The sequence below is a fragment of the Chitinimonas sp. JJ19 genome, from assembly GCF_036961565.1.
Classification (GTDB): Bacteria; Pseudomonadota; Gammaproteobacteria; order Burkholderiales; family Chitinimonadaceae; genus Chitinimonas.
On the sequence record NZ_JBAMDD010000004.1, the window covers coordinates 93,462 to 120,180 of the forward strand.

General features: G+C 60.7%; 30 protein-coding genes and 1 tRNA gene. 13 read left to right on the forward strand and 18 right to left on the reverse strand.

Translation table 11 applies throughout. The annotated features are described in order from the left end of the window. Positions 1–59 precede the first annotated feature (59 nt). From hflX to ndk, 12 genes are all read right to left on the reverse strand, one after another. A complete protein-coding gene (hflX, locus tag V7714_RS06420) occupies positions 60–1,184 on the reverse strand; it encodes a GTPase HflX (RefSeq protein WP_335708980.1) in 1,125 nt (374 codons plus the stop codon). Between the two features lie 250 nt (positions 1,185–1,434). Further along, on the reverse strand, positions 1,435–1,689 hold the full coding sequence (hfq, locus tag V7714_RS06425; RefSeq protein ID WP_284197549.1) for an RNA chaperone Hfq: 255 nt from the start codon (positions 1,687–1,689) through the stop codon (positions 1,435–1,437). Positions 1,690–1,808: 119 nt separating this feature from the next. After that, on the reverse strand, positions 1,809–3,221 hold the full coding sequence (gene der, locus V7714_RS06430) for a ribosome biogenesis GTPase Der (protein ID WP_335708981.1): 1,413 nt from the start codon (positions 3,219–3,221) through the stop codon (positions 1,809–1,811). Between the two features lie 12 nt (positions 3,222–3,233). Next, positions 3,234–4,382 (reverse strand): outer membrane protein assembly factor BamB, encoded by a 1,149-nt coding sequence (gene bamB, locus V7714_RS06435; protein WP_335708982.1) that lies wholly within the window; start codon positions 4,380–4,382, stop codon positions 3,234–3,236. After that, the gene (locus tag V7714_RS06440; protein ID WP_335708983.1) at positions 4,382–5,014 is read right to left on the reverse strand and encodes a YfgM family protein; all 633 of its coding nucleotides are present in this window, start codon (positions 5,012–5,014) and stop codon (positions 4,382–4,384) included. Before V7714_RS06440 ends, bamB begins: the two co-directional genes overlap by 1 nt. Positions 5,015–5,035: 21 nt before the next feature. Beyond that, complete coding sequence (locus V7714_RS06445; RefSeq protein ID WP_335708984.1) at positions 5,036–5,281, reverse strand: hypothetical protein; 246 nt, start codon at positions 5,279–5,281, stop codon at positions 5,036–5,038. Beyond that, entirely contained in the window at positions 5,281–6,537 is a 1,257-nt protein-coding gene (hisS, locus tag V7714_RS06450) for a histidine--tRNA ligase (RefSeq protein WP_335708985.1), read from the reverse strand. The genes V7714_RS06445 and hisS overlap by 1 nt, the downstream gene beginning before the upstream one ends. A 4-nt stretch (positions 6,538–6,541) precedes the next feature. Beyond that, the gene (gene ispG / locus V7714_RS06455) at positions 6,542–7,843 is read right to left on the reverse strand and encodes a flavodoxin-dependent (E)-4-hydroxy-3-methylbut-2-enyl-diphosphate synthase (RefSeq protein ID WP_335708986.1); all 1,302 of its coding nucleotides are present in this window, start codon (positions 7,841–7,843) and stop codon (positions 6,542–6,544) included. 9 nt (positions 7,844–7,852) lie between these two features. Next, positions 7,853–8,836, reverse strand: a complete 984-nt coding sequence (locus tag V7714_RS06460) for a RodZ domain-containing protein (protein ID WP_335708987.1) — start codon at positions 8,834–8,836, stop codon at positions 7,853–7,855. 76 nt (positions 8,837–8,912) lie between these two features. After that, positions 8,913–9,662, reverse strand: a complete 750-nt coding sequence (gene pilW, locus V7714_RS06465) for a type IV pilus biogenesis/stability protein PilW (protein WP_335708988.1) — start codon at positions 9,660–9,662, stop codon at positions 8,913–8,915. Between the two features lie 3 nt (positions 9,663–9,665). Then, positions 9,666–10,778: a 23S rRNA (adenine(2503)-C(2))-methyltransferase RlmN gene (gene rlmN / locus V7714_RS06470; RefSeq protein ID WP_335708989.1), complete on the reverse strand. Its 1,113-nt coding sequence runs from the start codon at positions 10,776–10,778 to the stop codon at positions 9,666–9,668. Positions 10,779–10,792: 14 nt separating this feature from the next. Continuing rightward, the gene (gene ndk / locus V7714_RS06475) at positions 10,793–11,218 is read right to left on the reverse strand and encodes a nucleoside-diphosphate kinase (protein ID WP_284197557.1); all 426 of its coding nucleotides are present in this window, start codon (positions 11,216–11,218) and stop codon (positions 10,793–10,795) included. Positions 11,219–11,511: 293 nt separating this feature from the next. Between ndk and V7714_RS06480 the strand changes: the two genes are divergently transcribed. After that, the gene (locus V7714_RS06480) at positions 11,512–12,468 is read left to right on the forward strand and encodes an SPOR domain-containing protein (RefSeq protein WP_335708990.1); all 957 of its coding nucleotides are present in this window, start codon (positions 11,512–11,514) and stop codon (positions 12,466–12,468) included. Positions 12,469–12,514: 46 nt separating this feature from the next. Here the strand turns inward: V7714_RS06480 and tilS are convergent, their stop codons facing one another. The 3 genes from tilS to fliW all read right to left on the reverse strand — a co-directional run bounded on the left by tilS (position 12,515) and on the right by fliW (position 15,446). Then, entirely contained in the window at positions 12,515–13,888 is a 1,374-nt protein-coding gene (gene tilS / locus V7714_RS06485; RefSeq protein WP_335708991.1) for a tRNA lysidine(34) synthetase TilS, read from the reverse strand. Further along, complete coding sequence (locus V7714_RS06490) at positions 13,857–14,825, reverse strand: acetyl-CoA carboxylase carboxyltransferase subunit alpha (protein ID WP_335708992.1); 969 nt, start codon at positions 14,823–14,825, stop codon at positions 13,857–13,859. Before V7714_RS06490 ends, tilS begins: the two co-directional genes overlap by 32 nt. 192 nt (positions 14,826–15,017) lie before the next feature. Beyond that, the gene (gene fliW, locus V7714_RS06495; RefSeq protein ID WP_284197561.1) at positions 15,018–15,446 is read right to left on the reverse strand and encodes a flagellar assembly protein FliW; all 429 of its coding nucleotides are present in this window, start codon (positions 15,444–15,446) and stop codon (positions 15,018–15,020) included. 168 nt (positions 15,447–15,614) lie between these two features. Between fliW and flgM the strand changes: the two genes are divergently transcribed. From flgM to V7714_RS06515, 4 genes are all read left to right on the forward strand, one after another. After that, positions 15,615–15,920 (forward strand): flagellar biosynthesis anti-sigma factor FlgM, encoded by a 306-nt coding sequence (gene flgM / locus V7714_RS06500; protein WP_290331796.1) that lies wholly within the window; start codon positions 15,615–15,617, stop codon positions 15,918–15,920. 92 nt (positions 15,921–16,012) lie between these two features. Then, complete coding sequence (locus V7714_RS06505) at positions 16,013–16,495, forward strand: flagella synthesis protein FlgN (protein ID WP_284197563.1); 483 nt, start codon at positions 16,013–16,015, stop codon at positions 16,493–16,495. A gap of 157 nt (positions 16,496–16,652) precedes the next feature. Next, entirely contained in the window at positions 16,653–16,973 is a 321-nt protein-coding gene (sugE, locus tag V7714_RS06510) for a quaternary ammonium compound efflux SMR transporter SugE (RefSeq protein ID WP_335708993.1), read from the forward strand. A 239-nt stretch (positions 16,974–17,212) separates the two neighbouring features. Continuing rightward, entirely contained in the window at positions 17,213–17,956 is a 744-nt protein-coding gene (locus tag V7714_RS06515) for a substrate-binding periplasmic protein (RefSeq protein ID WP_335708994.1), read from the forward strand. A 242-nt stretch (positions 17,957–18,198) separates the two neighbouring features. Here V7714_RS06515 and V7714_RS06520 read toward each other — a convergent pair whose 3' ends face one another. Further along, complete coding sequence (locus tag V7714_RS06520) at positions 18,199–19,296, reverse strand: extracellular solute-binding protein (RefSeq protein WP_335708995.1); 1,098 nt, start codon at positions 19,294–19,296, stop codon at positions 18,199–18,201. 277 nt (positions 19,297–19,573) lie between these two features. Between V7714_RS06520 and V7714_RS06525 the strand changes: the two genes are divergently transcribed. From V7714_RS06525 to V7714_RS06535, 3 genes are all read left to right on the forward strand, one after another. Beyond that, positions 19,574–20,368, forward strand: a complete 795-nt coding sequence (locus V7714_RS06525; protein WP_335708996.1) for a thymidylate synthase — start codon at positions 19,574–19,576, stop codon at positions 20,366–20,368. Positions 20,369–20,454: 86 nt separating this feature from the next. Beyond that, the gene (locus V7714_RS06530) at positions 20,455–20,934 is read left to right on the forward strand and encodes a dihydrofolate reductase (RefSeq protein ID WP_335708997.1); all 480 of its coding nucleotides are present in this window, start codon (positions 20,455–20,457) and stop codon (positions 20,932–20,934) included. 130 nt (positions 20,935–21,064) lie between these two features. Beyond that, the gene (locus V7714_RS06535) at positions 21,065–22,330 is read left to right on the forward strand and encodes a diguanylate cyclase domain-containing protein (protein WP_335708998.1); all 1,266 of its coding nucleotides are present in this window, start codon (positions 21,065–21,067) and stop codon (positions 22,328–22,330) included. Between the two features lie 46 nt (positions 22,331–22,376). Here the strand turns inward: V7714_RS06535 and V7714_RS06540 are convergent, their stop codons facing one another. Further along, a complete protein-coding gene (locus V7714_RS06540) occupies positions 22,377–22,913 on the reverse strand; it encodes a dihydrofolate reductase family protein (protein WP_335708999.1) in 537 nt (178 codons plus the stop codon). Positions 22,914–23,100: 187 nt separating this feature from the next. Between V7714_RS06540 and V7714_RS06545 the strand changes: the two genes are divergently transcribed. The 5 genes from V7714_RS06545 (at position 23,101) to V7714_RS06565 (ending at position 25,886) form a co-directional block, all read left to right on the forward strand. Further along, a complete protein-coding gene (locus V7714_RS06545) occupies positions 23,101–24,015 on the forward strand; it encodes a polysaccharide deacetylase family protein (protein WP_335709000.1) in 915 nt (304 codons plus the stop codon). A 186-nt stretch (positions 24,016–24,201) separates the two neighbouring features. Beyond that, the gene (locus V7714_RS06550; protein WP_335709001.1) at positions 24,202–24,633 is read left to right on the forward strand and encodes a hypothetical protein; all 432 of its coding nucleotides are present in this window, start codon (positions 24,202–24,204) and stop codon (positions 24,631–24,633) included. Between the two features lie 137 nt (positions 24,634–24,770). Then, positions 24,771–24,847 (forward strand) — tRNA-Ile (locus V7714_RS06555). A 401-nt stretch (positions 24,848–25,248) separates the two neighbouring features. Then, complete coding sequence (locus V7714_RS06560) at positions 25,249–25,491, forward strand: AbrB/MazE/SpoVT family DNA-binding domain-containing protein (RefSeq protein ID WP_335709002.1); 243 nt, start codon at positions 25,249–25,251, stop codon at positions 25,489–25,491. Then, the gene (locus tag V7714_RS06565; protein WP_335709003.1) at positions 25,488–25,886 is read left to right on the forward strand and encodes a PIN domain-containing protein; all 399 of its coding nucleotides are present in this window, start codon (positions 25,488–25,490) and stop codon (positions 25,884–25,886) included. The genes V7714_RS06560 and V7714_RS06565 overlap by 4 nt, the downstream gene beginning before the upstream one ends. 182 nt (positions 25,887–26,068) lie before the next feature. On the opposite strand, the gene V7714_RS06570 is transcribed toward V7714_RS06565, so the two are convergent. After that, positions 26,069–26,635 carry a GNAT family N-acetyltransferase gene (locus tag V7714_RS06570; protein ID WP_335709004.1) on the reverse strand — a complete coding sequence of 189 codons (567 nt, stop codon included), beginning with the start codon at positions 26,633–26,635 and terminating at the stop codon, positions 26,069–26,071. Positions 26,636–26,719 lie beyond the last annotated feature (84 nt).

Below are 26,719 nucleotides of genomic sequence, written 5' to 3' on the forward strand. Positions count from 1 at the left end.
GGCTCGATTTCACTCGCCACCGGCCGAGCCCAGGCCAGCGCTGCTGGTCAAACCATGGCTCAAGCCTGAAGGCTTTCGTCCGGCACCGCAGCAACGACCGGCATGGCTTCGACCAGCGCCTGCCGCAACAAATCCAGACCTGCACCACTTTTTGCACTCATACGGACGGCGCGAATCCTACCATATTCATCCCGCTCGACCGCCGGCTCGCCACCTTTGAGGTCTATCTTGTTCCAGACCACAATCTGGGGAATCTCATCAGCATCGATTTCCTTGAGCACATAGTTCACCGCCTCGATCTGGGCTTCGCGCGTATCGCTGGCGCTATCAACCACATGCAGCAACAAATCGGCCCGCACGGTCTCCTCCAGCGTGGCTCGAAACGCCTCCACCAAGCCATGTGGCAGATCGCGGATAAAGCCCACGGTATCCGATACCACCACGGAGTGCTCCGGGTCGAGGAACAGCTTGCGGCTGGTGGTATCCAGCGTGGCGAACAACTGATCGGCCGCATACGCCTTGGCGTGAGTCAAGGCATTGAACAGCGTGGACTTACCGGCATTGGTATAACCAACCAGCGAGACCGAGAACTGCTTGCTGCGCTCGCGCGCGCGCCGCTGGGTATCACGCTGCCGCTGCAGATCCTTGAGCTTGTCGCGCAACCGCTTCATACGCTCGGTCAGCATGCGCTTGTCCATTTCCAGCTGGGTCTCACCGGGGCCGCCACGGGCGCCGATACCGCCACGCTGGCGTTCCAGGTGAGTCCAGCCCCGGACCAGCCGGGTGGACATATACTGCAGCTGCGCCAGCTCAACCTGCAGCTTGCCCTCGTTGGAGCGTGCACGCTGGCCAAAGATGTCGAGTATCAGCCTTACCCGGTCCGACACCCGGCATTCCAGGGCACGCTCCAGGTTACGTTCCTGCGCGCCACCCAAGGCGTGGTTGAACAGTACCGTGTGTGCCTCTGTGGCCAGCACGGCGGCGGCGATCTCTTCCACCTTGCCACTACCAGCAAACAGCTTGGGGTCGGGTCTTTGGCGCTTGCCCTGAATGATGGCCATAGCCTTGTAGCCATTGCCCTCAGCCAGCAACTTGAATTCTTCGATATTTTCCAGATAGTCTGGCTCACCGAAATCGAGACAGACTAGAACGGCCTTGTCGCCGCCCTGATGGCGTTCAAACACGCTTTATTTCCCTAACTGGGCGCCTTGTCAGGCCACCCTAACGGGGCGCCGGAGCTTGATCGGCACACGATGGTATCTGCTGGTAGGAGGCCGCCCCAAATGATATCCGCCCGCATCATCATGCAGATCGACATCGGGTGGCGCAAACCGCTCCCTGGCAGATAGCCGTGGCTCACAACCTAAGTTCCAGCCGGTATTCCTACAACAAAGGGGGCGCACATGGCGCCCCTTGCTCGACGCACCGCCCCTATCAGGCGTCTGCAGCCGGGGCACCTTCCGGCTTGTCATAGGGGATGCTGACCGGACGGGCAGGCACAACAGTGGAGATGGCATGCTTATAGACCATCTGGGTCACGGTGTTGCGCAGCAAAACCACGTACTGGTCAAACGACTCGATCTGGCCTTGCAGCTTGATACCGTTAACCAGGTATATGGATACAGGTACATGTTCCTTGCGCAGGATGTTCAGAAACGGGTCTTGTAGCATTTGCCCTTTTGCGCTCATTTTGTAGTTCTCCACTCTGTAATTTAAAAAACGACGAATATCCGTCCAGTAGTTCCTGCGCTTACGAAGATAGAATACCAGTAGTCACTTGTAGCAGCTTTTCTGTCAAGCACAAAGAATCAGCCTGCTTTTTTCGCGGGCTTCCTGGCTGTGGTCTTGACCGGCTTCTTCTCACCTCGCATGGCGCCCTTGCGATCCGGCTTGAACTCGCCCGGCTTGGCATCGTAAGGGTTGTCGCCCTTCTTGAACTGTACACGCAGGGGCGTGCCCTGCAATTTGAACATCTTCAGGAAGGAATGTTCCAGGTAACGCCAATAACTGTCCGGCACCCCTTCAAGGGCGGTACCGTGTATCACCACCACCGGCGGATTCATGCCACCCTGGTGGGCATATTTCATCTTGGGACGCACCAGGCCCACGCGGGGCGGCTGTTGCTTCTCCACCGCCAGTTGCAAGGCACGCGTCAAACGCGGCGTCGGCAGCTTGGCCATGGCAGCCTTGTATGCTGCGTTGATGCTGGCAAACAGGTCACCCACACCCTGCCCTTCCAGGGCAGAGATAAAGTGGAAGCGGGCAAAATCCAGAAAACCCAGCTTACGGGCGATATCCCGCTTGACCTGGTCACGCCGGTATTCGTCCAGGCCTTCCCATTTGTTCACGGCCACCACCATGGCCCGACCTGCCTCCAGGGCAAAGCCGGCGATATGGGCATCCTGCTCGGCCACATCCTGGCGGGCATCCAGTACCAGCACAACCACGTTGGCGTCTTCGATCGCCTGCATGGTCTTCACCACCGAGAATTTCTCGATCGCCTCGTTCACCTTGCCGCGCTTGCGCACACCTGCGGTGTCGATAATCGTGTAGGCCTGCTCGTTGCGTTCGAAGTCGATATGTATCGAGTCGCGCGTGGTGCCGGGCTGGTCAAACGCAATCACCCGCTCTTCACCCAGAATCGCGTTCACCAACGTGGATTTACCCACATTGGGACGGCCGATGATGGCGAACTTGGGGTGATCCTGAACCTGCTCCTCAGGCTCCACCTCAAAACCGGTCAGCACATCGTCGAGCAAACCACGCACGCCTTCGCCGTGGTTGGCCGAGATAGGCCAAGGCTCACCCAGGGCCAGCTCGAAGAACTCTGCCGTCACCACACTGGCCGACATACCCTCGGCCTTGTTCACGGCCAGGCGTACCGGCCGGTCCAGCTGGCGCAGGCGATTGGCAATCAACTTGTCTTGCGGGGTGAGGCCTACGCGGGCATCGACGATAAAAATGACGGCGTCGGCCTCATCGATGGCCTGCAGGGTCTGCCTGGCCATCTCATGCAATATGCCGTCATCCGCAACCGGCTCAAAGCCACCGGTATCCACACACAGATAAGGCTTGCCACCGATCTTGCCATGACCGTAATGGCGGTCGCGGGTCAGGCCCGGCATATCGGCGACCAGCGCGTCACGGCTCTTGGTCAGCCGATTGAACAGCGTGGATTTACCGACATTGGGACGGCCGACGAGGGCGATGGTGGGTTTCATTGTTTTCCTTGCTTACTTCACGGCCAGTGCGTGCAGGCCACCGCTCTCGGTCTGCACAATCAACTTGCCGCTGATTACCCGCGGTGCAACCAGCACGCGGCTCTTGTCCGTACTCATACGGGCGACAAAGCTACCATCCGCCTGCGATAGCAGATGGACATAACCCTCGAAATCACCCACGGCCACCTTGCCGTCTATCACGGCAGGGCCGCTGATACGACGGCCATACAGTGCCGCCTGCTTCCACAGGCTGCGGCCACCCGAGCGCTCGAACGCCTGGACGTTGCCGACTTCATCACTGACATAGACCTTGTCCGCATCCATGGCCAGGCCCACATAGCTGGAGATATCGCGGGACCACAACATGGAGCCGTTGCTCACGGCAAAACACGCCACCTTGCCCTGGAAAGCCACGGCACAGACCATGCCCTTGTCCACAACGGGTGCCGAGGTCACATCACTGATGCGCTCCAGCTCAGTAGCGCCCTTGGGCTGTGCAACCTGCGACTCCCACAGCACACGGCCATCGGCCAGCGAAAGCGAAGCCAGGCGGCCCGATGCCATGCCAATGTAGACCGCACCGTCCGCAATCGCGGCGGGCGCGTAGTTGCGCAAGACCAGCGAAGGCTGGCTGCGCACGAACTGCCAGCGCTGCTTGCCATCCTTGGCCTCCAGGCCTGTTACCCGGCCATCCACGGTACGCACCACCACCACGCCTTCGGCTATCACCGGCGGCGACACCATTTCGCTGCTGACCTTGGTCTGCCAGCGCAACTGGCCCGTGGCAGCTTCCCAGCCATAAACCTCGCCCTTCAGCGTGCCCGCCACGACCAGGCCCGAAGCCGCACCCACCCCACCTGCCAGCGGTTGGGCACTGCGAACTTCAAAGCGCTTGGCACCATCAGGCATGGCAAACCCAGCAATACCGTTCACTCCGGCCATGTACACAGCGTCGCCCGTCGCATCAGGCGCAAACCGGTACAGCTTGCCGTCAGAGTACGAAGTACGCCAAGCCGAATTCAGCTCTGCGCTGGCCTTGATATCGCTCAGCGGCGTGGGTTGCGGGCTGTTATCCGTACCGGCACAGGCGGCCAGCAGGGTAACGGCGCCCAGCACAGCAAACTTGCCTGTCAGGCCATGTGGCATGCGGTGCATGTTCATCAGGCCCCCAGTGCCGACAGCTTGGTTTCAACCAGCTCGCGATTGGGTGCTTCTTTTTCCAGCTTGGTCAAAGCGAACTGGTAGGCCGATTTGGCACCCGCTGCATCGCCCTTGAGCGCCAGCGCATCGCCGCGCGCTTCGGCAAACAGGCCAGCAAAACTATCTGCCTTGGCGGTGTCCACCATCTTGGCCGCAGCATCAAACTGTTTTTGATCCATCAGCACGGCAGCAAGGCGCAGGCGTGCCAGATCGATCACAGCGTCTTCCTTGGCATTGGCGGCCACCCACTCCAGCGCGGTCTTGGCTTCGTCCAGCTTATTGGCCTCGAATGCCGCCTTGGCAGCCTGCAGCATGGCACGTGCCGTCAGGGCGTGGCCACTGTGGGCCTTCACCATGGCATCGGCGGCTGCGCGCAGCTTGACAGGGTCTTTGGCCAATTCTGCCGCTTCCACCGCCATATAAGCCTGCGCCGCCGCAGTGCCCTGCGATTTCTGCCAGGCACGGTAGCCCATATTGCCAAAGTAGCCCACCAGGGCCGCTACCACCGCGATGATTACCGCGACGCCCCACTTCGCCCACCAGGCCTTCAGTTCGGCGATCTGTTCCTGTTCCTGCAAATCAAAAGCAGCCATCTGCGAGTTTCCGTTAGCGAGTTACTTGTTATGCCGTGCCGCTTGCAGGGCACGGATACGTTTGAAAATATCCACCATGAACCAGCTCATCAGCGCCAGGCCAATCAGCAGGCAAGCCCAGGCCAGCTCTTTCTGAGCCAGCACCGGGTGTATCTGAGCACCTTCGCCCTGCAAGCCGACGACGCCAAATGCAGCCAGCACCGAGCCGAACACATTCAGTACGAACAGCTTGAACGAGACCTTGAGCTTGGGCGCAGGTTCCATCATCAACCCTTGAGCGCAGCCAGCACATCGGCCTGCGCCACCGTGCGCTGCTCACCGCCGTCGCGCAATGGCTTGATCACCACCGTCGCGTCAGCCGCCTCATTGTCGCCGATGATCAGGGCAAAACGCGCGCCCGAACCATCCGCCTTCTTCATCTGCGACTTAAAGCTACCGCCGCCGGCATGCACCGTCACCGCCAGTCCAGCATTGCGCAGCTGCTCTGCCAGGCGCGGCGCAACCCGCCCCGCTGCCTCGCCGGCATTGACGAGGTACACATCGGGGCCATCCTGGGCGGTCACACCGTACTCCTGCATCAGCAGGAATACCCGTTCCATACCCATGCCAAAACCACAGGCTGGCGTCGGCTTGCCACCTAGCGTCTCCACCAGGCTGTCGTACCGGCCACCGCCCGCGATGGTACCCTGCGCGCCCAATTTGGTGGTTACCCACTCGAACACCGTGCGGTTGTAGTAATCCAGCCCCCGCACCAGGCGCGTGTTGAGGGTATAGGCTACGCCTGCCTCATCCAGCAGCCGGCACAGGCCCTGGTAATGCTGGCGGCTATCGTCGCCCAGCACATCAAACAGCTTGGGGGCGGCGTTGATCATGTCCTGCATGCGCGGGTTCTTGCTATCCAGTATGCGCAGCGGGTTGGCGTGCAGACGACGCTTGGCATCCTCATCCAGCAGGTCGGCATGCGCCTCAAAATAGGCGATCAAGGATTGCCTGTAGGCTGCCCGCTCAGCGGCATCGCCTATGGTATTGATCTGCAACTCCACATCGGCAATACCCAGCTCACGCCAAAGACGGGCCAGCATCACCATCTGCTCGGCATCAACATCGGGGCCGTCATAGCCAAAAGCCTCGGCGCCCACCTGGTGGAACTGCCGCTGGCGCCCCTTCTGCACGTTCTCATGGCGGAACATGGGGCCCATATACCACAGGCGCTGCGGGCCATTGTAGGTCAGACTGTGCTCAACGACGGCGCGTACGCAACCCGCCGTCCCCTCTGGGCGCAACGCCAGCTTGTCGCCGTTAAGCGCATCGGTCCAGGCATACATCTCCTTCTCGACTATATCGGTATGCTCGCCTACGCCGCGCACAAACAAGCCAGTAGGCTCGACTATGGGCAACCGGATATTGCGATAGCCATACTGCGCCAGCACGCGCCGGGCGGTATCTTCCAGCTTCTGCCACAGCGCCGTGTTGTCGGGCAGGATGTCGTAGAAGCCCTTGATGCTTTGAAACTTGTCAGCCATCGGATTACAGCACTTTCACGGGAATAATCTTGGGTGCCGCCGCAGGTGCCACCGCAGGTGCGGCCGCCTGGCTGCGGCGCAGCTTGCCGCCTTCGGCATAGTGTTCGCGGACATAGCCATCGACGATAGCCTGAAAGGCCTCGGCAATACCGTCGCCCTTGAGGGTCACGGTCTTGACGCCATCAACGAACACCGGCGCCACTGGCACCTCGCCCGTACCAGGCAGGCTGATGCCGATATTGGCCAGCTTGGATTCGCCCGGGCCATTGACCACACAGCCCATCACCGCCACGTTGAGGGTTTCCACCCCCGGGAATTCGGCACGCCATACCGGCATTTGCTCGCGCAGGTAGCGCTGTATGTTCTGCGCCAGTTCCTGGAAGAAGGTCGAGGTGGTCCGGCCGCAGCCGGGGCAGGCCGTCACCAGCGGGGTGAACGAGCGTATCCCCATGGTCTGCAGTATTTCCTGCGCCACGACAACTTCCTTGGTCCGCGATTCACCCGGCTCCGGCGTCAGCGAAACCCGTATGGTGTCGCCTATGCCCTCCTGCAACAGCACCGACAACGCCGCAGTGGAAGCGACTATGCCCTTGGAGCCCATGCCGGCCTCGGTCAGGCCCAGGTGCAGCGGATAGTCGCAACGGGCGCCCAGGTCACGGTAGACCTTGATCAGATCCTGTACCGCGCTGACCTTGCAGGAGATGATGATGCGATCCGCCGGCAGCCCCAGCTCCTCAGCCTGCGCAGCACTCTCCAGCGCCGACTGTATCAAGGCTTCGCGCATCAGGGCATCAGCGCTGAGCGGCTGCGCCAGCTTGGCGTTCTCGTCCATCATGCGCGCCATCTTGGCCTGATCCAGGCTGCCCCAGTTCACGCCTATGCGTACCGGCTTGCCATACTCGATGGCGGCTTCAATCATGGCGCCAAATTGCTCATCCCGCTTGCTGCCCTTGCCGACATTGCCGGGATTGATACGGTATTTGGCCAGTGCCCGCGCACACTCGGGATACTGGGCCAGCAATTTATGGCCATTGAAATGGAAATCCCCCACCAGCGGCACATTGCAGCCCATATCATCAAGCCGGCGACGTATCTCGCCTACCTGGGCTGCCGCCTCGGGTGAGTTGACGGTAATGCGCACCACTTCCGAGCCCGCCTGCCATAGCTCGAATACCTGCTGAGCGGTACCCGCCGCATCGGCAGTATCGGTATTGGTCATGGATTGGACGACGACAGGCACATCGCCACCGACCGGCACATGGCCGACCATGACACGGCGGGTGGCGCGACGGGGAAGCAGACTCATGGCTTGGCTTTAGTTGAGTTCCAGATTGGCAACGTCGACCCGGATATACGGCGTCAGGTCGGTAGGCTTGCCTTTGTAGAAGAGCTGGGTCTGATGACCATTACCTATACGGATACGATAAGGCGGCTTGCCAGCAACGCTACGCGATTGTCCAGCAGGCACCAGCTCGTTGACCAGGCGCTTGCCGGTGGCGTCAGTAATCTGCACCCAGCTTTCCTGCCGGGCAACCACACGCACATCACCTGTTGATGGCTCAGGCACAGCCGCAGGCACGGCTACAGGTGCAGGCTGCGGCACTGGCGCAGGCAACGTAGGCGAGGCCGGCGCAGGCGTCGCCCCCACCGCCAGGGCGGGGTTCGCACCCGGCGCAGCCGGTGGATTCCCCGGCAGGTTGGCCGGAGGCGGCACGACCTGCACTTCACCGGCAGGCTGCGCAGCAGGCACGGCCGTATCCACGGGCGCGCTGGCCTGCGGCACAACAACTACGGGCTCCAGTGGCGGCATGTCGACACTGGGGGTATTGACGGTCAGCTGGGGCTCAAAGCGGGTGCTCTTGTCATAGAGCCAGTAAGCCCCTGCAATCAGACCCACTATGCCCAGGCCTGCCACAATGGCCAGGCCAAACGACAGGCCGGCACGACCGCCATCGGGCCGCAGCACTGGCAACACCTCATCGCGCAGGCGTGGCAATGCCGCCTGGCTGGGCTCCTTGGGCAGGTGGTTATCCAGGTAATGCACCAGCGGCTGGGGTTCTATCTCCAGCAAGCGAGCATAGTTGCGGACAAAACCGCGCACAAAGGTATTGCCCGGTAGTGCCTGATAGTCGTCAGACTCCAGCGCCTCGATCTGGCGCCGGGACAGCTTGAGCTTGGCCGACACATCATTGACCGACAAACCGGCCTGTTCGCGGTGCAACGCCAATATGGCGCCAGGCGAGGAAGGTGGGCTTGCGGGGGACTGCAGCAAATCAGATTGGGTAGTATCTTGGCTCATCTCGGGCATCATGCCGGGTGGCTCGCTTCAGGGGTTGCACTGCATGACAAGGGCGTGGTCGTGGGGCAGGAAGGGCTCAATCGTAGCGGCCTGCCGCCAGGCTGCGGGCTTCCTCGCTATTGGGGAAGCGGGTCTTCAGTTCCTTGGCAAAGCCGTTTTCAGCCTCGCCACCAGGGTTGAGCTTGTGCTCGATACGCACGTTCAGCCACAGCGCTTCGGCCACCGGCGTACCCACGCGCGCCTGCCTGGCCAGCAGTGTACGGGCAGCGTCGATGTCGCCATTGCGATAGGCTACCTGTGCCAGTCCCAACAGCGTCTGGGCATTGTCCGGCTGCGCCCGGTCAGACTGGCGCAAGAAGTCTTCGGCATACTTCAGGTCGCCTGCCTTCAGTGCGCACAAGCCGGCCATCTGCATGGATTTCTGCGGATTGGCATACAAGGGGCTGCGGATGGCGTTGCTAAAATAACGCAGCGAATCCGCGTACTTTTCGCGCTTGTTACAGAGGAACCAACCGTAATTGTGATTGATGTCGGGGTTACCCGAAGCCAGGCTCAGGGCACGCTGGAAGCTCTTGTCTGCGGTATCGTATTCACGCAGGTCGGAGTAGACCAGCCCCTCCACATTGTGTGCCAGCGCGTAATCGGCTTTCGCCCTCAGTGCGCTTTTCACTTCTTCCAGCGCCACACCATATTGACCGCGGGCATAGTAGGCAGCAGCCAGTTCGGTCCGCAACCGGGCTACCTCGTCGCGATTTACCTGCTCGTCAGCCTGCACTGCGGGGATGGTCCACGCGAACAGCAAAGCAGCAATCACGGCTTTTTTCATGCCTTACTCCCTGGTCAATTGAATGATGTTGGTGGTCTTGCCCTCTGCGGCCAGCCGCAGAGTGCGCTTGGTCTTGTCTTTTACCTGGCCTGCCAACTGGCCGCAGGCGGCATCGATATCATCGCCGCGCGTCTTGCGCACTGTCACGATGTAGCCCGCCTGTATCAGATGATCCCGGAAGCGGCGTATCGCATCCGGCTTGGAGCGATCGTACCCGGAATTCGGGAAGGGATTGAACGGTATCAGGTTGAACTTGCATGGCACATCCTTGACCAGTGCCACCAGTTGCCTGGCATGCTCCATGGTGTCATTCACACCATCGAGCATGACGTATTCGAAAGTGATGAAGTCCCGCGGCGCCTTTTCCAGATAACGCTGGCAGGCCGCCATCAGTTCCTTCAGCGGATACTTCTTGTTGATGGGCACGATTTCATCGCGCAAGGCGTCATTGGGCGCATGCAGCGACACCGCCAGTGCCACCGGGCAAGCCTCACGCAGCCTATCCATCTGCGGCACCAGGCCTGAGGTAGACAGGGTCACGCGGCGACGGCTGAGACCATAGGCATGGTCATCCAGCATTAAGCGCATGGCCGCGACGACATTGTCGAAATTGGCCAGCGGCTCGCCCATGCCCATCATCACCACATTGGAGACGATGCGATCCCCCTTGGGGTCGCGGCCCAGCGCCTTGTTGGCCCACCAAAGCTGGCCAATGATCTCGGCCGTGCTGAGATTGCGATTGAAGCCCTGCCGGCCGGTGGAGCAGAAAGTACACTCCAGCGCGCAGCCAACCTGGCTGGAAACACACAGGGTTCCGCGGTCATCCTCGGGGATGAACACCGCCTCGACACCGTTACCGGTACCGACGTCCAGCAGCCACTTGCGTGTGCCGTCCTCGCTGGCCTGTTCCAGCATCAGGCTGGGAGGGGTGATCACCGCCTCCGCAGCCAGTTTTTCCCGCGTGATCTTGGCGATGTCCGTCATTGCCGCGAAATCGGACACACCAAAATGGTGTATCCAGCGCATCAACTGCTTGGCGCGAAACGGCTTCTCGCCACGCTCCTCAAGGAAGGTGGCAAAACGCTGAGCATCAAAATCGAGCAGGTTGACGGTCATGGCCAGATCAGGTCTTAGCGACCGTAGACTTCAGAAGCAGCGAAGAAGTAGGCGATTTCAATCGCGGCGTTCTCAGCGCTGTCCGAGCCGTGCACGGCGTTGGCATCGATGGAATCAGCGAAGTCAGCACGGATGGTGCCCTTCTCTGCCTTCTTCGGGTCGGTAGCGCCCATCAGGTCGCGGTTCTTGGCGATAGCGCCTTCGCCTTCCAGGGCCTGGATGATCACCGGGCCGGAAACCATGAAGTCAACCAGATCCTTGAAGAAAGGACGTTCCTTGTGCACGGCGTAGAAGCCTTCGGCTTCAGCGCGCGACAGGTGCTTCATCTTGGCGGCGATAACCTTCAGGCCGGCGCCTTCGAAACGGGTGTAGATCTGACCGATCACGTTCTTGGCAACGGCATCGGGCTTGATGATGGACAGGGTGCGTTCAACAGCCATGTTTTCTAACTCCAGAAAATCACAAAAAGACAAAGTGGGAAGGAAAAAGTTTAAGTCGCAAGCTGGGTTCGCAAGGCGGGCACGCAGCTTGTCGACGTTAAAAATGACCGAATATTCTAACAGCTTTGCTGCAAAGACGGGTTTACAGTTGCTGACTAACCGCAAAACCCCGGCCCAGCCTGCCAAAATCATGGCTGTCGCAGCGATTCCAGCGGCATACCGCGCTGGAATTTGGTACAAATCAAGGCATACCAAGATTGCACAGGGAGTGCCGCATTGCGGCGGATACACAAGTGAGCGCAATACGCCCCAGCCCCAACCGGCAGCCCAGCCCCCCGTCGCAGGACGAAATCGACGAACAAGCCGAGATCCGGCAACGCCTGATGCAGCGCCTGGCCATCGCCATCTGCCTCATCATCGGCGTCGCCATTGCCATCACCCTGCTGAATCGACTGGAAACACCCCCCAACATCGAAGTGGATGGCCCCAGCATCAATCCGCTACAGGCGGAACCCGGCATGCCGCCAGCCAACGCCGAACCCACCCCCACCCCCACACCAGCCCCAGCCCCAGCCGAGGTTGCCCCAGCACCCGTCAGCGAACCGCCTGCCACACCGGCGCCAACAGAGGCTACGCCAGAGATGCCGCCCGCCAATGCCCCCCAGACCCCCTCTCCCAATGCGCCCAACGCCGCCGCACCAATCAGCGCCAGCACACCCGCCGGCAGCTTGGCCAGCAAACCACAGACACCTCCACCCGACGCACAGCCCGATGCAGACATGGTAGCCAGCAGGCCTGCGAGCAAACCCGCCACACAGCCGCAGGCCACACCCGCCGCCATCGCGACCGCCCCTGCCACCACCAGCAGCAAGCCGGCCACAAGCCACAGCAAGCCCAGCGCGCCCACGCCGCCGCCTGTATCCGTCGCCCCCACCGCCAAACCTGCGCCCGTTGTACTGGCTCCTGCACCACGCACCCCTGCCCCACCCACCCCAGAGCAGACCATCGTCGCCCTGGCAGCCGGCGTCATGCCCACTGGCAGCCGTGGCTTTACCGTACAGGCCGGGGTATTCCAGAGCGGCGAGAATGCCGACAAGCTGCTATCTCGGCTTAGCGCAGCAGGCATACCCGCCAGGCTGGAGACCCGCATACAGGTCGGCCCCTTCAAGAACAAGGATGAGGCCGAACTGATGATGCGCCGGCTGCGTGAACTGGGTGTGACGCCCATACTGCAGGCCCCCACCCCCTAAGAGCCTGCTGCCCAATAAAAAACCGCTGCACCAAGCAGCGGTTTTTTTATTTATCGCCAAGCAGATCAGGCCAATCCAGCGGCCGCCAATCCGGCCAGGCACCTTCACCTTCACTCTGGCAATCGGCAGCTACCGCAATACCCGCCACCGCCACCAGCTTGTCACCCTGCCACAACATGGGCCAGCGCCGCCGCAACCAGGGCGGCACACCCGCCTCCTGCAACAGCAGCTTTACTGGCCGATTGGGGCCGCCACGCCGTGGCCGTACCATCTCTCCGCCCTGCCTGGGCCGCACCTCCAGACCCACGCAACTGGCCTCGCTCAGCCCACGCACCGCCCGCGACCAATGCAGCTCACCACACCAATCCGGCAGCAGCACCAGGCCCTCAGCTGGCACGGCGCGAGGAGTCAATACTTCCACCCAACGCGCCACACATATCTCCGCGCGGTAGCGATGCACCTCCAGGCCCGCCAGGCGCAAGCAGGGATTGGCATCCTCCTTGGCCGTCAGCATTTGCTCCAGCACCAGCAACAATTGCCGCTCATCCGGCCGCAAACCGTGGCGCGCCAGAAACCAGCGCAGCAGATTGCGCTGCCGCGGCCCACTCAAGGCCAGCAAGCGCCCCACCGGCAAACGATCGGCCACACCGCCAGCATCCTCTTCTGCCAGCGCATCCAACAGGCTGGCCGCCTCGGCAAAATGCCGCGCCGCCCGCGCCATGGCAGCCGGCGCACTTGGAAAACGTCCAAGCAATACCGGCATCACCTCCCGCCGCAGATAGTTGCGATCGTAATCACTGACCGCATTGCTCTCGTCCTCCACCCAGGCCAAGCCCAAGGTGCGCGCATAGGTCAGGAGCGCACTACGCGGCTCGTCCAGCAGAGGCCGCCAGATACGCCCGGTCACACCCAGGGGCCGCATGGCCGGCATACCCGCCGCCCCATGCACACCCGCCCCTCGCGCCAAACGGTACAGCACCGTCTCTGCCTGATCATCGCGATGGTGCGCCAGCAGCACCATGTCCACACCAAGGCCCGCATAGGCCGCATAACGGGCAGCACGCGCACGCGCCTCCAAGCCGTCACCGACAGCCTGGTTCAGATCAACACGGATATGGGAAAAATCGACTGCCAGCGCAGCACAGCGCTGATCACAATGCCGCAACCAGGCGTCGGCATTGGGGCTGATGCCATGGTGCACATGGAGCGCCTGCAGGGCCAGCGGTGCCGGCAGGCGCGCATCATCACGCAAGCGCGCCAGCAGGTGCAGCAGCACCGCAGAATCTAGTCCGCCCGAATAACCGAGCGCCAGACGCATGCCCTCAGGCCGCTTCGCCGCCGGCAGCGACAGATAACGCTGCAGCAGACGCTCGTAGAGCGCCTCCGCCTCAGCCTGCGGCGACTTCCTTGAATTTGCCATAGCTCATCAGCCGCTCGAAACGGTTCTCCAGCAACTTGTCTACCGGCTTGTCCTGCAGCGATTTCAAGGCATCCTGCAGCGCCTTGCGCAAGGTCAGCATCATGGCCTGCGGGTCGCGATGCGCACCACCCAGCGGCTCTGCCACCACCTTGTCGATCAAGCCCAATGTCTTGAGCCGGTTGGCGGTAATACCCAGCGTCTCGGCCGCCTCACTGGCTTTCTCGGCACTCTTCCACAGAATGGACGCACAGCCTTCGGGCGAGATCACCGAGTAAGTAGCGTATTGCAGCATCTGCACCACATCACCCACGGCAATGGCCAGCGCACCGCCCGAGCCCCCCTCGCCAATCACCGTGACGATCACCGGCACGCGCAGCTTGCTCATTTCGAACAGATTGCGGCCTATGGCCTCGGACTGCCCGCGCTCCTCGGCGCCGATGCCCGGATAGGCACCCGGGGTGTCGACAAAGGTAATCACCGGCAGGCCAAACTTCTCGGCCATGCGCATCAAGCGCAGGGCCTTGCGATACCCCTCAGGCCGGGGCATACCGAAGTTGCGCAGTATCTTTTCCTTGGTGTCGCGGCCCTTCTGCTGGCCAATCACCATCACCGACTGACCATTCAGCCGTGCCAGGCCGCCAACAATGGCGGCATCGTCCGCATAGGCACGATCACCATGCAGCTCTTCAAAATCGGTAAAGATTTCGCGGAGGTAATCCAGCGTATAGGGGCGCTGCGGATGGCGGGACACCTGAGAAATCTGCCAGGGCGAGAGCTTGGCGTAGATATTCTTGGTGAGCTCCTGGCTCTTCTTCTGCAGATGGTCAATCTCAACCGAGATGTCCACCGCAGAATCATCCTGCACAAAGCGCAGCTCTTCGATCTTGCTTTCGAGTTCGGCGATAGGCTGTTCGAAATCGAGGAAAGTGGTTTTCATGCCTGGGGTCTGTTCACGTCGCGCTGGGCGAGCATGCTCCGCTAGGGCCGACTAAGTTCGGCGAAATCGCGCCATTATGGCGAAACGCGGCAACCCCGCAAGATTGACATGCAACGGATTCGAGCAACCATCCGGCAAACACCATCACCCACAACGGTTGCGAACGTCCGCGAAAACACCGAAAAACCCGACCTACTCGTTAGTAAACACGATCTCAGCGCGTACGCCACTCTTCTGCACAGCCAGCCTGGAGGCCACATTGAGCACGATGGGCGACTGCGTATTCGCTTTTATTTCACCCACCTCACCGTCACGGCTCAGCGTCAGGAGCAACACCAACTCATCGGCCGGCGCCGATTTGCCTGCATGTTGTATCAGCGTCCGCTCCTCGTCCGTCAGCGTCAGCTGGTAGTGAAACCCCAGCAGGCTGGCATCCATCACGCTGAACACCACCTCAGCATCATCCAGGCACTGCAGCCACATCACCTTGGGCTCTGGCACGTCCTCATGCAGCAACTTGAAGCGTTTACAGCCCTCAAAGCCAGGTAGGCCCTGTGGAAAGGTGATCAAGGTGTCCTCATCGATTTCGATGGCACCGAAGCGCGGGGTAATTATTTGCATTCGTCGGCTCCCAAGCCTTCAGATTGCTAGGAATCTAGCCGAAATAACACTTAGCCGCCATGTTATGAAAAATTTGTTCATAATCCCGCTAAAGTTTCTCAAAGACCTGCCGATAAGCGCATTAACCACAGACAGGACTTGGCCAAAGTAGCCAACGAGAGGAATACCATGAAGATCGACAACTCGGGCAAGCCGCTAGGCTCCGTGCTATCGCGCTCAGAAGCGCGTACCAGCACCAAGGCCGAGAGTGGAGAAAGCGCCGGCGCCGAGCCTGGCCGCGATAGCGTTGAGATCAACGCCTTCAGCGCACGCCTGGCATCGCTGGAGTCCAACCTTGCCACCCAGCCCGTCATTGACGAGAGCAAGGTGGCCGAGATACGCCAGGCCATTGCCGAGGGCCGTTTCACCGTGCACGCCGATGCCATTGCCGACAAGCTGATGGCCAGCGTCAAGGAACTGCTGGGCAAGAACTGACGCAGGCAGCACAACACGGCATACTAGCTAGCGCCAGCCAACGGGCAACCGGTGGCTGGCGCTAATGCTTTTAACGGCCACGGAAACCGCCCATGTCCACATCGCCCCTGTTGAGTGCCATGCAAGCCGAGTTGAGCGAGCTGCAGCAGTTTGTCGCCTTGCTTGAACGCGAACAGCACGCACTCATACACAACACCCTGGCCGACCTCGAAGATATCGCCAAGCAAAAGGCCGGTCACGCCCAAGCACTGGAAGGCCAGGCCAAGGAACGCAAGCGCCTGTTCCAGGTCAACGGCGTCGAGCTCTCACCCGATCCGCCCCACCCGCTGGTGCGTGCAGCCTACCTGCCAGCCGAGCACCTGCCCCATCTGGCCGAATGCTGGTTGCAGCTGATACAAGCCGCCCGCCACGCCAGTGCGCTCAATCAGACCAATGGCAAGCTGATTGATACCCGCCAGCAGCAGAACCAGCAGTTGATGGCCCTGCTGCAAAGCAGCCAGGATTCCACCCTGTCTTACGATGCCTATGGCCAGCCCCGGCTGTCCCGGCCTGGCGGCTCGCTGGGCAAGGCCTGACGCCACTGCTCATAATATAATTCCATTCGTTTTCATGCACTTGCGATAATATTCGCACTCGCCAACATGGCATCCGCGCTTCATCGCAGCCCCAGGGACGACCCTGGCGGCCTCTAGCCAACTGGGGACGGCCCCTTATCCATACGGAGCCGCCATCATGGCCTGGATACTCCTTATCATCGCCGGCTTGCTGGAAATCGGCTGGGCCATAAGCCTCAAATACACCGAAGGCTTTACCCGTCTTTGGCCCAGCGTGGCCACCCTGGGCGCCATGGTCGCCAGCATTGCCCTGCTGGGACTTGCCGTCCGTACACTCCCCCTGGGTACGGCCTACGCAGTCTGGACTGGCATCGGGGCCGTCGGCACCGTCTTGCTGGGCATCGTACTGTTTGGCGAAGCAGCCACCATCGCTAGACTGGTCTGTGTCGCCATGATCGTGGCCGGCATAGTCGGCCTCAAACTCTTCAGCCCCGCCTAAGAGCCGCTGACAAAACCCAGCGTAGCGGTTCTGGCTAGGCGTGCATGCGCAGGCGCGAGCAGCAGACAGTACGTGGGTACGGCAAGCTCGCACAACAACGCTTGAAGGGTTTTGTTCGTGGCGCTAAGCGGCACCCGAACCTACATCGGCCGGGACCATCACCCGCGCATCCAGCGTTTTATATTCTTGTCTGTGCAGCGGCTATGCTGAAAAGCGCTCCCGGTAAAACGAGACCTTTCATGCCAGACTTCCGCCTAGTCCTGTTCGCCCTGCTGCCGCTCCCGCTATACGCGGCAGAACCGTTGCTGGTAGTGCGTGGCGAGGGCAACTACCCGCCTTATGAGATGGTGGTGGATGGCAAGCTCACCGGAGCCCATATCGAGCTGATCGAAGCCGCCGCACACATAGCGGGTTATCAGCTCACCATACAGAGCGTTGCCTGGGCGCGGGCGCTGGAAATGACCAAGCGCGGGCTGGCCTCCGCTGTCAGCTTTGCTTCCAGAACACCCGAGCGTGAGAGCTGGCTGCTGTTCGACGAGGGTAATGTGCTCTCCACCCTGCGCTTCGGTTTTTTCAGCCTGAAACAGCCGAACAGCCCGACCTGGAACGGCTCGTTCACATCGCTGCATTCATACAAGATCGGTGTAGCCAGGGCCTATGCCTATCCCACCGAGTTCAGCAGCCAGCCTGGCCTGCAGAAGTACGAGCAGGACGGCGGCTACGAGGCGCTGCTGCGGACATTGCACAACAAGCGTGTCGACCTGATCGTAGGCGGTGTGCTGGAAATCAATACCAGCGCCAAGCAGCTAGGTTACGCCGACTCCATCCAGCTGTTGAGCCCTACCTTTGGTGCAACCGCCTCTTACCTGGCCTTCGGCCGGCAAAGCAGTAATTCCCGGCATGCCGAGCGCATGGCCGCGGCCTTCAGCAAACTCAAGCTCGATGGCAGCTACCAGCGCATCCTGACCAAATACGGCTTGTAAGGGTCTGTTTTGGGCTCAAGTCCATGGTGTGGCGTGATGGCTTGAACAGGCGCCAGAAAGGCATGTCGCTGAACGTCAGCACTGCCCAAACCTACAGGCGCTCCCTGGTTCCCCTTACTCTCGCCGCCGCTCGCCATTATTTTCAATGCGCTTCTGTTTGCTGCGACTGAAGCACACAACGGCTAACAACAATACGGCCGGGTTTCCCCGGCCGCTTCAGTGCTACCCAGTTTGCAATGGCCTTACTTGGCAGTCTTGAACTGGTTGAAGGCCTTGGTCAGCGCCATGGTGGTGGGCTGATCCAGCGAGGCCGCAGCCTGCAGGGTCTTCAGCGAAGCATCAGGCAGATAGATCTTGGCATCGCTGGTCAGCTTCTTGTTCACCAACGCCGTGGCCTTGGTGTTGGGGTTGGCGTAGTTCACGGTATTCGAGATACCTGCCACCACCTTGGGATCCAGCATATTGTTGATCCACTTGTAGGCGTTATCCACGTTCTTGCTGTCCTTAGGGATAGCCATCACGTCCACCCACAGCACGGTGCCCTTGGCCGGCACCACGTATTCGATAGGCTGCGGCTTCTTGGCCTCGATGGCGCGATCCTTGGCAATGTAGACATCGCCGTTGAAGCCCATGGCCACGCAAACGTCGCCATTGGCCAGCAGGTCGATGGGCGAGTCATTGAACACGCGCACATCCTTGCGCACCGCCTTCAGGGTAGTCAGCGCCGTCGCCAGGTTGGCCTTGGAGAAATCATTGGCGTTCTTGCCATTGAAGATATTGACCATGCCGAACAGGTACTTGGGCTGGCTCACGAACGAGATACCGCAGCTCTTGAGCTTGCTGGTGTACTTGGGATCGAACACCAGTTGCCACATATCGGCCGGCATAGGTTCGGCACCCAGGGCCTTCTTCACCTTCTCAGCGTTGATGCCGAAGGCGATGGTGCCCCACATATAGGGCACGACAAACTTGTTGCCCGGGTCAACCGACTCCACCTTCTTCAGGAATTCCGGGTTCAGGTTGCCCAGGTTAGGCAGCTTGCTCTTGTCCAGCGGCAGGTAGACACCAGCCTGGATCTGCTTGGCTGCGAAGTCAGCAGAAGGGTAGACCACATCATAGCCCGACTTGCCGGTCAGCAGCTTGGCCTGCAGGGTCTCGTTGCTGTCGTACATGTCGTACTTCACCTTCACGCCGGCCGCCTTCTCGAAGTTGGCAACCGTGTCTTCGGCGATATAGTCGTTCCAGTTGTACACGTTCACCGTGCCGGCAGCCTGGGCGGCAATGGCGGTAGCGGCAAAGGCAGCGCCGATCAGGGTCGGCTTGAGGCGGAATTGGGCCATGAGTTTCAGTACTCCAGGGGAGGAATGGTTCAAAACGATCACGAACAGGATCACGCAACGGCGGCACACCCGCCACCCCAGCAAAGCTTGCCACAGCGGGGTTTATCGGCGCGTATTAGACCATGCACAACCGATGCTAAGCCAATAATTTTCGGTGTTTCCACCCCATGCTGCGGCCCCCGCCACAAGCCGGCCAAGCCGACTGCCGCCCGGCACCCGGGCAGCGCAAACCGACGATGACTTGGTAAGATGTCGGCCTTGTTTTCAGGAAGCCCCCATGCGCACGTATCTCAACCTGCTCCAGCACGTACTCGACCACGGCACCGTCAAGACCGACCGCACCGGTACCGGCACCCAGTCCGTCTTTGGCCACCAGATGCGTTTCGACCTCAGCCAGGGCTTCCCGCTGGTCACCACCAAGAAGGTCCACCTCAAGTCCATCATTCACGAACTGCTGTGGTTCCTGAAGGGCGATGCCAATATCGCCTACCTCAAGGAAAACGGCGTCTCCATCTGGGATGAATGGGCCGATGAACACGGCAACCTGGGCCCGGTGTATGGCGTGCAATGGCGCAGCTGGCCCACGGCAGATGGCGGCCATATCGACCAGATAAGCCAGTTGATACAGCAGATCAAGACCACTCCCGATTCCCGCCGACTGATCGTCTCGGCCTGGAATGTGGGCGAAATCCATAACATGGCTTTACCACCCTGCCATGCCTTCTTCCAGTTCTATGTCGCCGACGGCAAGCTCAGTTGCCAACTGTATCAGCGCTCGGCCGATCTATTCCTGGGCGTACCATTCAATATCGCCTCCTATGCCTTGCTGGTACTCATGGTGGCGCAGGTCTGCGGGCTGGAGCCAGGCGACTTTATCTGGACCGGCGGTGATTGCCATATCTATGCCAACCATATGGAACAGGTAAAGTTGCAGCTGAGCCGCGAACCACTGCCCTTGCCGCGCATGAAGCTCAACCCCGAGGTCACCGACCTGTTCGCCTTCAAGTATGAGGACTTCACCCTGGAGGGTTACGAATCCCATGCTGCCATCAAGGCGCCGGTGGCGGTTTAATCCCCCCGACAAAGCACCAGACCCTGACTGCGGCAACCTGCTGGTTGCCGCTTGGTTTTACTACCATCCGACCAGACGGCCACTCCATGCTCTCGCTTATCGCCGCCCTCGCACAAAACCGCACCGTAGGCATCAACAACACACTGCCCTGGCATCTGCCCGACGACCTCAAGTACTTCAAGGCCACCACCAGCGGCCACCCCATCATCATGGGCCGCAAGACTTACGATTCCATCGGCCGGCCGCTGCCCAATCGCCACAACATCGTGGTAACGCGCGATCCGATCTGGCGTGCTGATGGGGTAACGGTGGTACATAGCATGGAGGACGCCATGAAAGCGGCAGGCGAGGCGAACGAAGTATTCCTGATCGGTGGCGCCACCCTGTATGCCCTAGCCCTGCCCTATGCTGACCGCCTGTACCTGACGGAAATTGAAGCCGAGATCGAGGGCGATGCCTTTTTCCCGGAATGGCCGCGCAACAAGTTCACAGAAATCTCTCGCGAGCCTAAACAAGGGCCGGATTTTGCCTATAGTTTCGTGGTCTACCAGCGCAACGCAACCTGAGCGCCAGCGCCCCGCCAGGGGTACGCCCGCCACGGTCTGCTTGCCTTTACCGGCGCCAGGCTAGTTTCAGGCACACCTCCCAATCGTGGTGTCACTGCAAACACTCCCAGCGCCGGCCATAGCGGAACCGATGACCAGCGACACGCCCTCCCTGCTTGCCGATATGGCCCGCTACTCGCCCCAGCCCATGCTTGCGGTGGAGGCTGACAGCGGCAATATCGTGGAACTCAATCAACTGGCCCGCGACACCCTGGGCCTGGGTAGCGATACGCCTGCCCTGCGTGACCTGTTCGACAATCCCAGCCTGGCCCGTCAGTTCCTGCTGATTGCCCGCAACAACGGCTTTATCCGGCAGTTCGAGGCCCGCATGCGGTTGTCGGGCGGGCAGCGTGTCTGGATGCTATTGGCCGCCAGGCTGATGGAACTGGCTGGCCGCAACGTCCTGATCGTCAGCCTCACCGACATCCACGAACGCCGGCTGGTGGAAGAAGCCCTGCGCGAAAGCGAAACCCGCCATCGGCGGGTGCTGGAGACCGCCAACGAAGGCTACGCACTGTTCGACGCCCGCACCGGCGAGCTGCTGGACGTCAACCCTGCCCTGTGCGAGCTGCTGCTCTACCCACGTGACGAACTACTGCGCATGCAGCCCGAGGACGTGGTGACCGAAGACAGCATGATCACCCTGCAGTCACAACGCGAGCGCTGGAGCGGCTCACCCAACCGCAAGATAGAGCTGGGCATGCGCCGTGCCAGCGGCGAGCGCATCACGGTAGAAGTGAGCCTCGCCGCCATTTCTGACCAGGATGGCCGGGTAACGTCAGTCTTTGCCATGATCAGTGACATCACCGCCCGCAAGCTCAGCGAAGAGCGGGTGCTCTACCTGGCCTTTTACGACACCCTCACCGCCCTGCCCAACCGCTTCCTGTTTACCGAGCATGTGGAACAAGCCCTGCGCCAGCGCGCCCGCAACAAGCGGCAGTTGGCCCTGATGTTTATTGACCTGGACGATTTCAAGCAGGTCAACGACACCCTGGGCCATGATGCCGGCGATGAAATGCTCAAGATCGTGGCCAAACGACTGCTCAGTTGCGTGCGCAATACCGATACCGTCTCACGCCAGGGTGGTGACGAATTCATGGTACTGCTGGCCAATCTGGTGGATGCCCACGACGCCGTCACGGTGGCAGAGAAAATGCTGGCCGCCCTGGCCGAACCCATAGAACTGGAAGGCGGCAACCGCCTGATCAAGGCCAGCATAGGCATAGCCCTCTGCCCGGAGCATGGCGAAACCCTGGCCAAACTGAGGCGCCACGCCGACATTGCCATGTACCAGGCCAAATTCGGCGGCAAGCACCGCTACGCCATTTACGACGCCGAATCCGCGTCGGCAAACTAGCCGAGGTGGGAAACTCGATCCACGAACCAAGGCATTGCCCGCAGCACTAGCCGATATGGGCGGGCGACTTCCGCGCCCTTTCGTAGCTCACCTGCACCAGGCCGGTATCAAAGGTCTGCACCGAGGTCAGCGTCAAGCGCCGGCTCGATTCCGTGCTGGGGAACAAAGGAATGCCCCCACCCAGTATCAACGGGTGGATGGAGACAATGAACTCATCGATCAGATCCCGCTCCAGGCAGGTCTTGATCAAGGCCGCACCGCCCACCAGCCACAGCTTGCCACCCGCCTCCAGCCTGAGCCTGGCCACGTAGTCGCCCACCGGCTCGCTCACCGCCTCCACGCCCTCGCCCATCCACGACAAAGGTCTGCTGGAAAACACCCAGGCACGCTTGCCTGGGTAGGGATAGTCGCCCACGCTCAATGCCTGATCGTAGGTACGCCTGCCCAGCAGTATTCCATCTACCGAATCATAGAAAGCCTGGTAGCCATAGTCCTGGTCGGTAAATAGCCAATCCACCCCGCCATCGGGGCGGGCAATATAGCCGTCCAGGCTAGAGGCAATGAACAACACGAGCTTGCGCATGGCAGCGTCCTGTTTTGTCGAAATCTGTATTGATTCTAGTTGTGGCCGCCGCCGCGAGTACGGACAATACGGCCCGCGCCGAATAACAACGACAGGGTGCGCCCAGCAATCGTAGTCCAAGGCCAACACAGCCGGGAATACCAGTTTGCTAGAGCGCACCCGCATAGCAACAGGGAGTTACGCAGCCATGCTGCTCGCGCTAAAGATAGAGGTAGACAGCCTTGCCGCCGCCCGGGACATCACCCCCCGGCTGGTAACGCTATTGCAGAGCTTGGACGCCAATGCCAGTTTCTTCTTCAACCTGGGGCCAGACCGCAGTGGCCAGGCAGACGGCCCACTGTTCCAGGTAGGCGAAACCCGCAAGCAGATACGCCGTAACCGCGCCCTGGGCGGCCCTCGCGGCGCCAGCAGGCTCTATGGCCGCTGGCTGCCCGCTCCGCAACTGCACAAGGCCGTGGCAAGCGCCATACAGGCCATACAACAGGCCGGCTATGAAACCGGCCTGCGCGGCTGGGACAGGGTCAACTGGATCAAGCGCATCGCCACGGCCGACGAAGCCTGGGTGCGCAATGAACTGACCGCCGCCTTGCACGCCTACGAGAACCTGCTTGGCCAGCCCGCCCAAGCCATCGCCCTGCCTGGCTGGCGCACCAGCCGCCATGCCTTGCGGCAGCAGCAGCAGTTGGGCCTGCACTACGGCAGCGACTGCCGTGGCAGCAGTCCCTTTTTGCCGGTAGTGGATGGCGAGCCGATCAGGGTGCCCCAGTTACCCACCACCCTGCCCACCCTGGCCGAGCTGACAGGCGCCAACGAAATGGACGACCTGTCGACAGTAGACCAGTTGCTGGCGCTAACGGCGAGCCCGACACCGGCAGGCCATGTGTTCACCCTCAATGCCGATGCCGATGGCGGCAAACGTTTGCCGCTGTTGGAGCGCCTGCTTGCCGCCTGGCGCGAACAAGGCCAGCAATTTGCCTCGCTGGCGCAGTTGCACGCCACGCTGGACATCAACAAACTGCCCTGGCACAGCCTGGAACAACGTAGCTGGCCTGGCTATAGCGGCATGCTGGCCGTGCAGGGGCCGGCTTTCCCACGCGGCTAGGGCTTGCGCCAACGAGGGCGGAGCATGGACGCACAGGAGAGCCTGCCGGTTCAGCCGGCCCTGGCACCATCCAAGCCCATCACCAGCAACGCATGCCTTGTGTCCATAACCGCCCCATACCCCATAAGGGTAGCTGGCATCGCACTTGCTTAGTCTCCGATACGCCTCAACGCCGGAGCAGCCAGCATGACTACCGCCCTCGCCTACCACGAGCCCCTCGCCCAACTTCTCATCCACGCTCCCCAGCAACCACAGCGCCGCCTGCCCGGCCCCCTGCCGCTGGGCTTCCCCGAGGTGTTCCGCAGGCGACTCTTGCAACTGGCCAGCGACCCCAGCATCTCCGACGCGGTCTTCCAGCGCCTCTACTTCGACCTTATCCTCTGCCCCCAACTGCATGCCAGCCTGCGCCGCATGCACCCCCAGGGCGTAGGCGCCAGCGATCAGCCGGCCAGCGCAACCATCTTCCTGGAACCCGATTTCTCCTGGCAGCGCCACATAGACGACCGCTTGAGCCAACGCTGGCGCGAATGCCTGCTGCGTCATAGCGACGGCACCGGGCTGGACGAATCGCTGGCGCTGCTGTCGAGCTTCCGGGTACTAGCCGAGCACCTGTACTGATAAGGCATGCCGCCCCGGTAGCGCATACACACTCCCACACTCACGAAAGTTTGTGTTAATCTGCGCGCCCGTCTCGCAACGAGGGCGCCCAGGCCATAGGCCAACAGCAGCTCACGTCGCCCAGACACCCGGTTTCCGGGCCTGTAGCTCAGTTGGTTAGAGCAGAGGACTCATAATCCTTTGGTCCACGGTTCAAGTCCGTGCGGGCCCACCAAAAAAACAGGGAGTTAGCGATGCTAACTCCCTGTTTGACTTTCAACTGTCAACCCTTTCAACTGTCAACCAGTCGTCAACCGCAATAGCGGGTTCAATACGCTGGCCTCGTTCAGATGCTCTGGCACAAGGTGCGCATCGTCAGGATGCGCTGAAGCGCGAGGAAGTTGCCGCCGTTCATCATCAAATGACTCGCCAACGTGTGGCGCAACACATGGGTCAATTGCCCAGCGGTTAGTTCGATCTCAGATTGCTCAACACCTTCGCGGAACGCTGAATAGCCTAATGCGAAAAGCCGCTTCGCCGGCTGCCCCGTGCAGACCAATGCGGCGTTTTGCAGTTGCGGGCCGCTCGAAGAACTCCTTACTTTGTGGTTAAATGTAAGGAACCAAGGAGCTCACCATGGCAACTGCTACATTAACCACCAAAGGCCAGGTCACCATTCCCGCTGCAGTTCGGGGTGCGCTGGGCCTGCATGCTGGCGACCGGGTCGATTTCGTCGAGCTGGAAAAGGGGCAATTCGCCATCGTTGCTGCCACCAAGTCGGTGGGCGACCTCAAGGGCTTGCTCAACAAGCCAACAAAGCCCGTATCAATTGAAGACATGAACGAAGCTATCGCACTCAAGGGCGCAGGCTTGGCATGATCGGTATCGACACCAACGTACTTGTTCGCCACATTGCGCAAGACGATCCGGTGCAATCACTGCAAGCCTCCTCGTTCTTCCAGACTTTGACACCAGCAGCGCCTGGCTTCATCAGCCTAATCGTGCTGGTAGAAGCCGTTTGGGTAATGCAACGCTCATACAAGGCTGATCGGGCGCAACTGGCCGAAATTCTCGATACCTTACTGCGTACGAAAGAGCTGGTCGTTCAGCATGCTGATGTCGCTTGGAGGGCCTTGTATCGCTACTCGAACAGCAAAGCTGACTTTGCGGACTGTCTGATCGAATGCCTGGCCAACGATGCCGGCTGCAAGAAGACGGTGACCTTCGACGTCGGCGCGAAGAATCATGCGGGAATGATCTTGCTCGGCGCTTAGTTGCATGTAGCTTTGCACTTATCGGGCTAAGCCATCTTAGTGCCAACGCCGCTGGCGGACAATGGCAATCAAGGCGCTTCAAAGACTCAAGTCCGTGCGAACCCACCAGCAATATACAAAGGCCTGTGTCTTGCGACACAGGCCTTTGTCATGCCTACCGCTCCCTATCTGCAAACACTGCATCAAGCTGCCGCAGCAGAGCACGCCTCCCCGACCGCAAGCCTGCTATCCGGCGCATGGCATTCAAAATGCAGCAAGTCATGCCAGACGCCATTCAGCAGCATGCTGCGACGCGCCCGCCCGAACTCGGTAAAACCGTTGCGCTCCAGCACCTTGATGGAGCCCTGGTTATCCGGCCGCACAATCGCCTCTATGCGGTACAGGCCCAGCCGTTGGAAGGCCTCCTCCAGCACCAGCGCAACCGCCTGCGAGGCATAGCCCCTGCCGCCACAGTCCTGCCCTATCCGATAGCCTAGCGAGGCCTTGTTGTAATAGGGGCGCGCCACACCCGTAAGGTTGACCCGCCCAACCAGGGTGTCCCCTGCACGGATCAGGTACTGATAGGCGCGATCCTGGCTACGTTCCTGTATTGCAGTCGCGATGGCCTGGCGAACCTGCTCAAGGTCATAGTAAGCCGGGTCGCGTGCATTGATCCAGCCTTCAAAATAGGCACGGTTGGTCAGCTCGAAGTCCAACAGCGATTCGGCATCGGCCAATGTGGGTGGGGATAGGTGCAAGGCGGTGGTCATGGGGGGTGTCCATCTCGAAAGAACAACTTTGTCAGGCTAAGGGTTGGCCACCTCAATGGCGATGCAGGCGGTAAGCATGGCGCT

Bases quoted from the DNA above. Each gene is read 5' to 3' on its own strand.
- V7714_RS06525 (WP_335708996.1), top strand. From the start codon at position 19,574: ATGCGCACGTATCTCAACCTGCTCCAGCACGTACTCGACCACGGCACC.
- V7714_RS06545 (WP_335709000.1), top strand. From the start codon at position 23,101: ATGCTGCTCGCGCTAAAGATAGAGGTAGACAGCCTTGCCGCCGCCCGG.
- tilS (WP_335708991.1), bottom strand. From the start codon at position 13,888: ATGGCAAATTCAAGGAAGTCGCCGCAGGCTGAGGCGGAGGCGCTCTAC.
- V7714_RS06540 (WP_335708999.1), bottom strand. From the start codon at position 22,913: ATGCGCAAGCTCGTGTTGTTCATTGCCTCTAGCCTGGACGGCTATATT.
- der (WP_335708981.1), bottom strand. From the start codon at position 3,221: ATGAAACCCACCATCGCCCTCGTCGGCCGTCCCAATGTCGGTAAATCC.
- V7714_RS06530 (WP_335708997.1), top strand. From the start codon at position 20,455: ATGCTCTCGCTTATCGCCGCCCTCGCACAAAACCGCACCGTAGGCATC.
- flgM (WP_290331796.1), top strand. From the start codon at position 15,615: ATGAAGATCGACAACTCGGGCAAGCCGCTAGGCTCCGTGCTATCGCGC.
- V7714_RS06550 (WP_335709001.1), top strand. From the start codon at position 24,202: ATGACTACCGCCCTCGCCTACCACGAGCCCCTCGCCCAACTTCTCATC.
- V7714_RS06440 (WP_335708983.1), bottom strand. From the start codon at position 5,014: ATGGCTGCTTTTGATTTGCAGGAACAGGAACAGATCGCCGAACTGAAG.
- V7714_RS06560 (WP_335709002.1), top strand. From the start codon at position 25,249: ATGGCAACTGCTACATTAACCACCAAAGGCCAGGTCACCATTCCCGCT.
- V7714_RS06535 (WP_335708998.1), top strand. From the start codon at position 21,065: ATGACCAGCGACACGCCCTCCCTGCTTGCCGATATGGCCCGCTACTCG.
- hisS (WP_335708985.1), bottom strand. From the start codon at position 6,537: ATGGCTGACAAGTTTCAAAGCATCAAGGGCTTCTACGACATCCTGCCC.
- fliW (WP_284197561.1), bottom strand. From the start codon at position 15,446: ATGCAAATAATTACCCCGCGCTTCGGTGCCATCGAAATCGATGAGGAC.
- V7714_RS06460 (WP_335708987.1), bottom strand. From the start codon at position 8,836: ATGAGCCAAGATACTACCCAATCTGATTTGCTGCAGTCCCCCGCAAGC.
- V7714_RS06515 (WP_335708994.1), top strand. From the start codon at position 17,213: ATGCCAGACTTCCGCCTAGTCCTGTTCGCCCTGCTGCCGCTCCCGCTA.
- V7714_RS06565 (WP_335709003.1), top strand. From the start codon at position 25,488: ATGATCGGTATCGACACCAACGTACTTGTTCGCCACATTGCGCAAGAC.
- sugE (WP_335708993.1), top strand. From the start codon at position 16,653: ATGGCCTGGATACTCCTTATCATCGCCGGCTTGCTGGAAATCGGCTGG.
- V7714_RS06505 (WP_284197563.1), top strand. From the start codon at position 16,013: ATGTCCACATCGCCCCTGTTGAGTGCCATGCAAGCCGAGTTGAGCGAG.
- rlmN (WP_335708989.1), bottom strand. From the start codon at position 10,778: ATGACCGTCAACCTGCTCGATTTTGATGCTCAGCGTTTTGCCACCTTC.
- V7714_RS06520 (WP_335708995.1), bottom strand. From the start codon at position 19,296: ATGGCCCAATTCCGCCTCAAGCCGACCCTGATCGGCGCTGCCTTTGCC.
- V7714_RS06445 (WP_335708984.1), bottom strand. From the start codon at position 5,281: ATGATGGAACCTGCGCCCAAGCTCAAGGTCTCGTTCAAGCTGTTCGTA.
- hfq (WP_284197549.1), bottom strand. From the start codon at position 1,689: ATGAGCGCAAAAGGGCAAATGCTACAAGACCCGTTTCTGAACATCCTG.
- bamB (WP_335708982.1), bottom strand. From the start codon at position 4,382: ATGAACATGCACCGCATGCCACATGGCCTGACAGGCAAGTTTGCTGTG.
- V7714_RS06490 (WP_335708992.1), bottom strand. From the start codon at position 14,825: ATGAAAACCACTTTCCTCGATTTCGAACAGCCTATCGCCGAACTCGAA.
- ispG (WP_335708986.1), bottom strand. From the start codon at position 7,843: ATGAGTCTGCTTCCCCGTCGCGCCACCCGCCGTGTCATGGTCGGCCAT.
- pilW (WP_335708988.1), bottom strand. From the start codon at position 9,662: ATGAAAAAAGCCGTGATTGCTGCTTTGCTGTTCGCGTGGACCATCCCC.
- ndk (WP_284197557.1), bottom strand. From the start codon at position 11,218: ATGGCTGTTGAACGCACCCTGTCCATCATCAAGCCCGATGCCGTTGCC.
- V7714_RS06570 (WP_335709004.1), bottom strand. From the start codon at position 26,635: ATGACCACCGCCTTGCACCTATCCCCACCCACATTGGCCGATGCCGAA.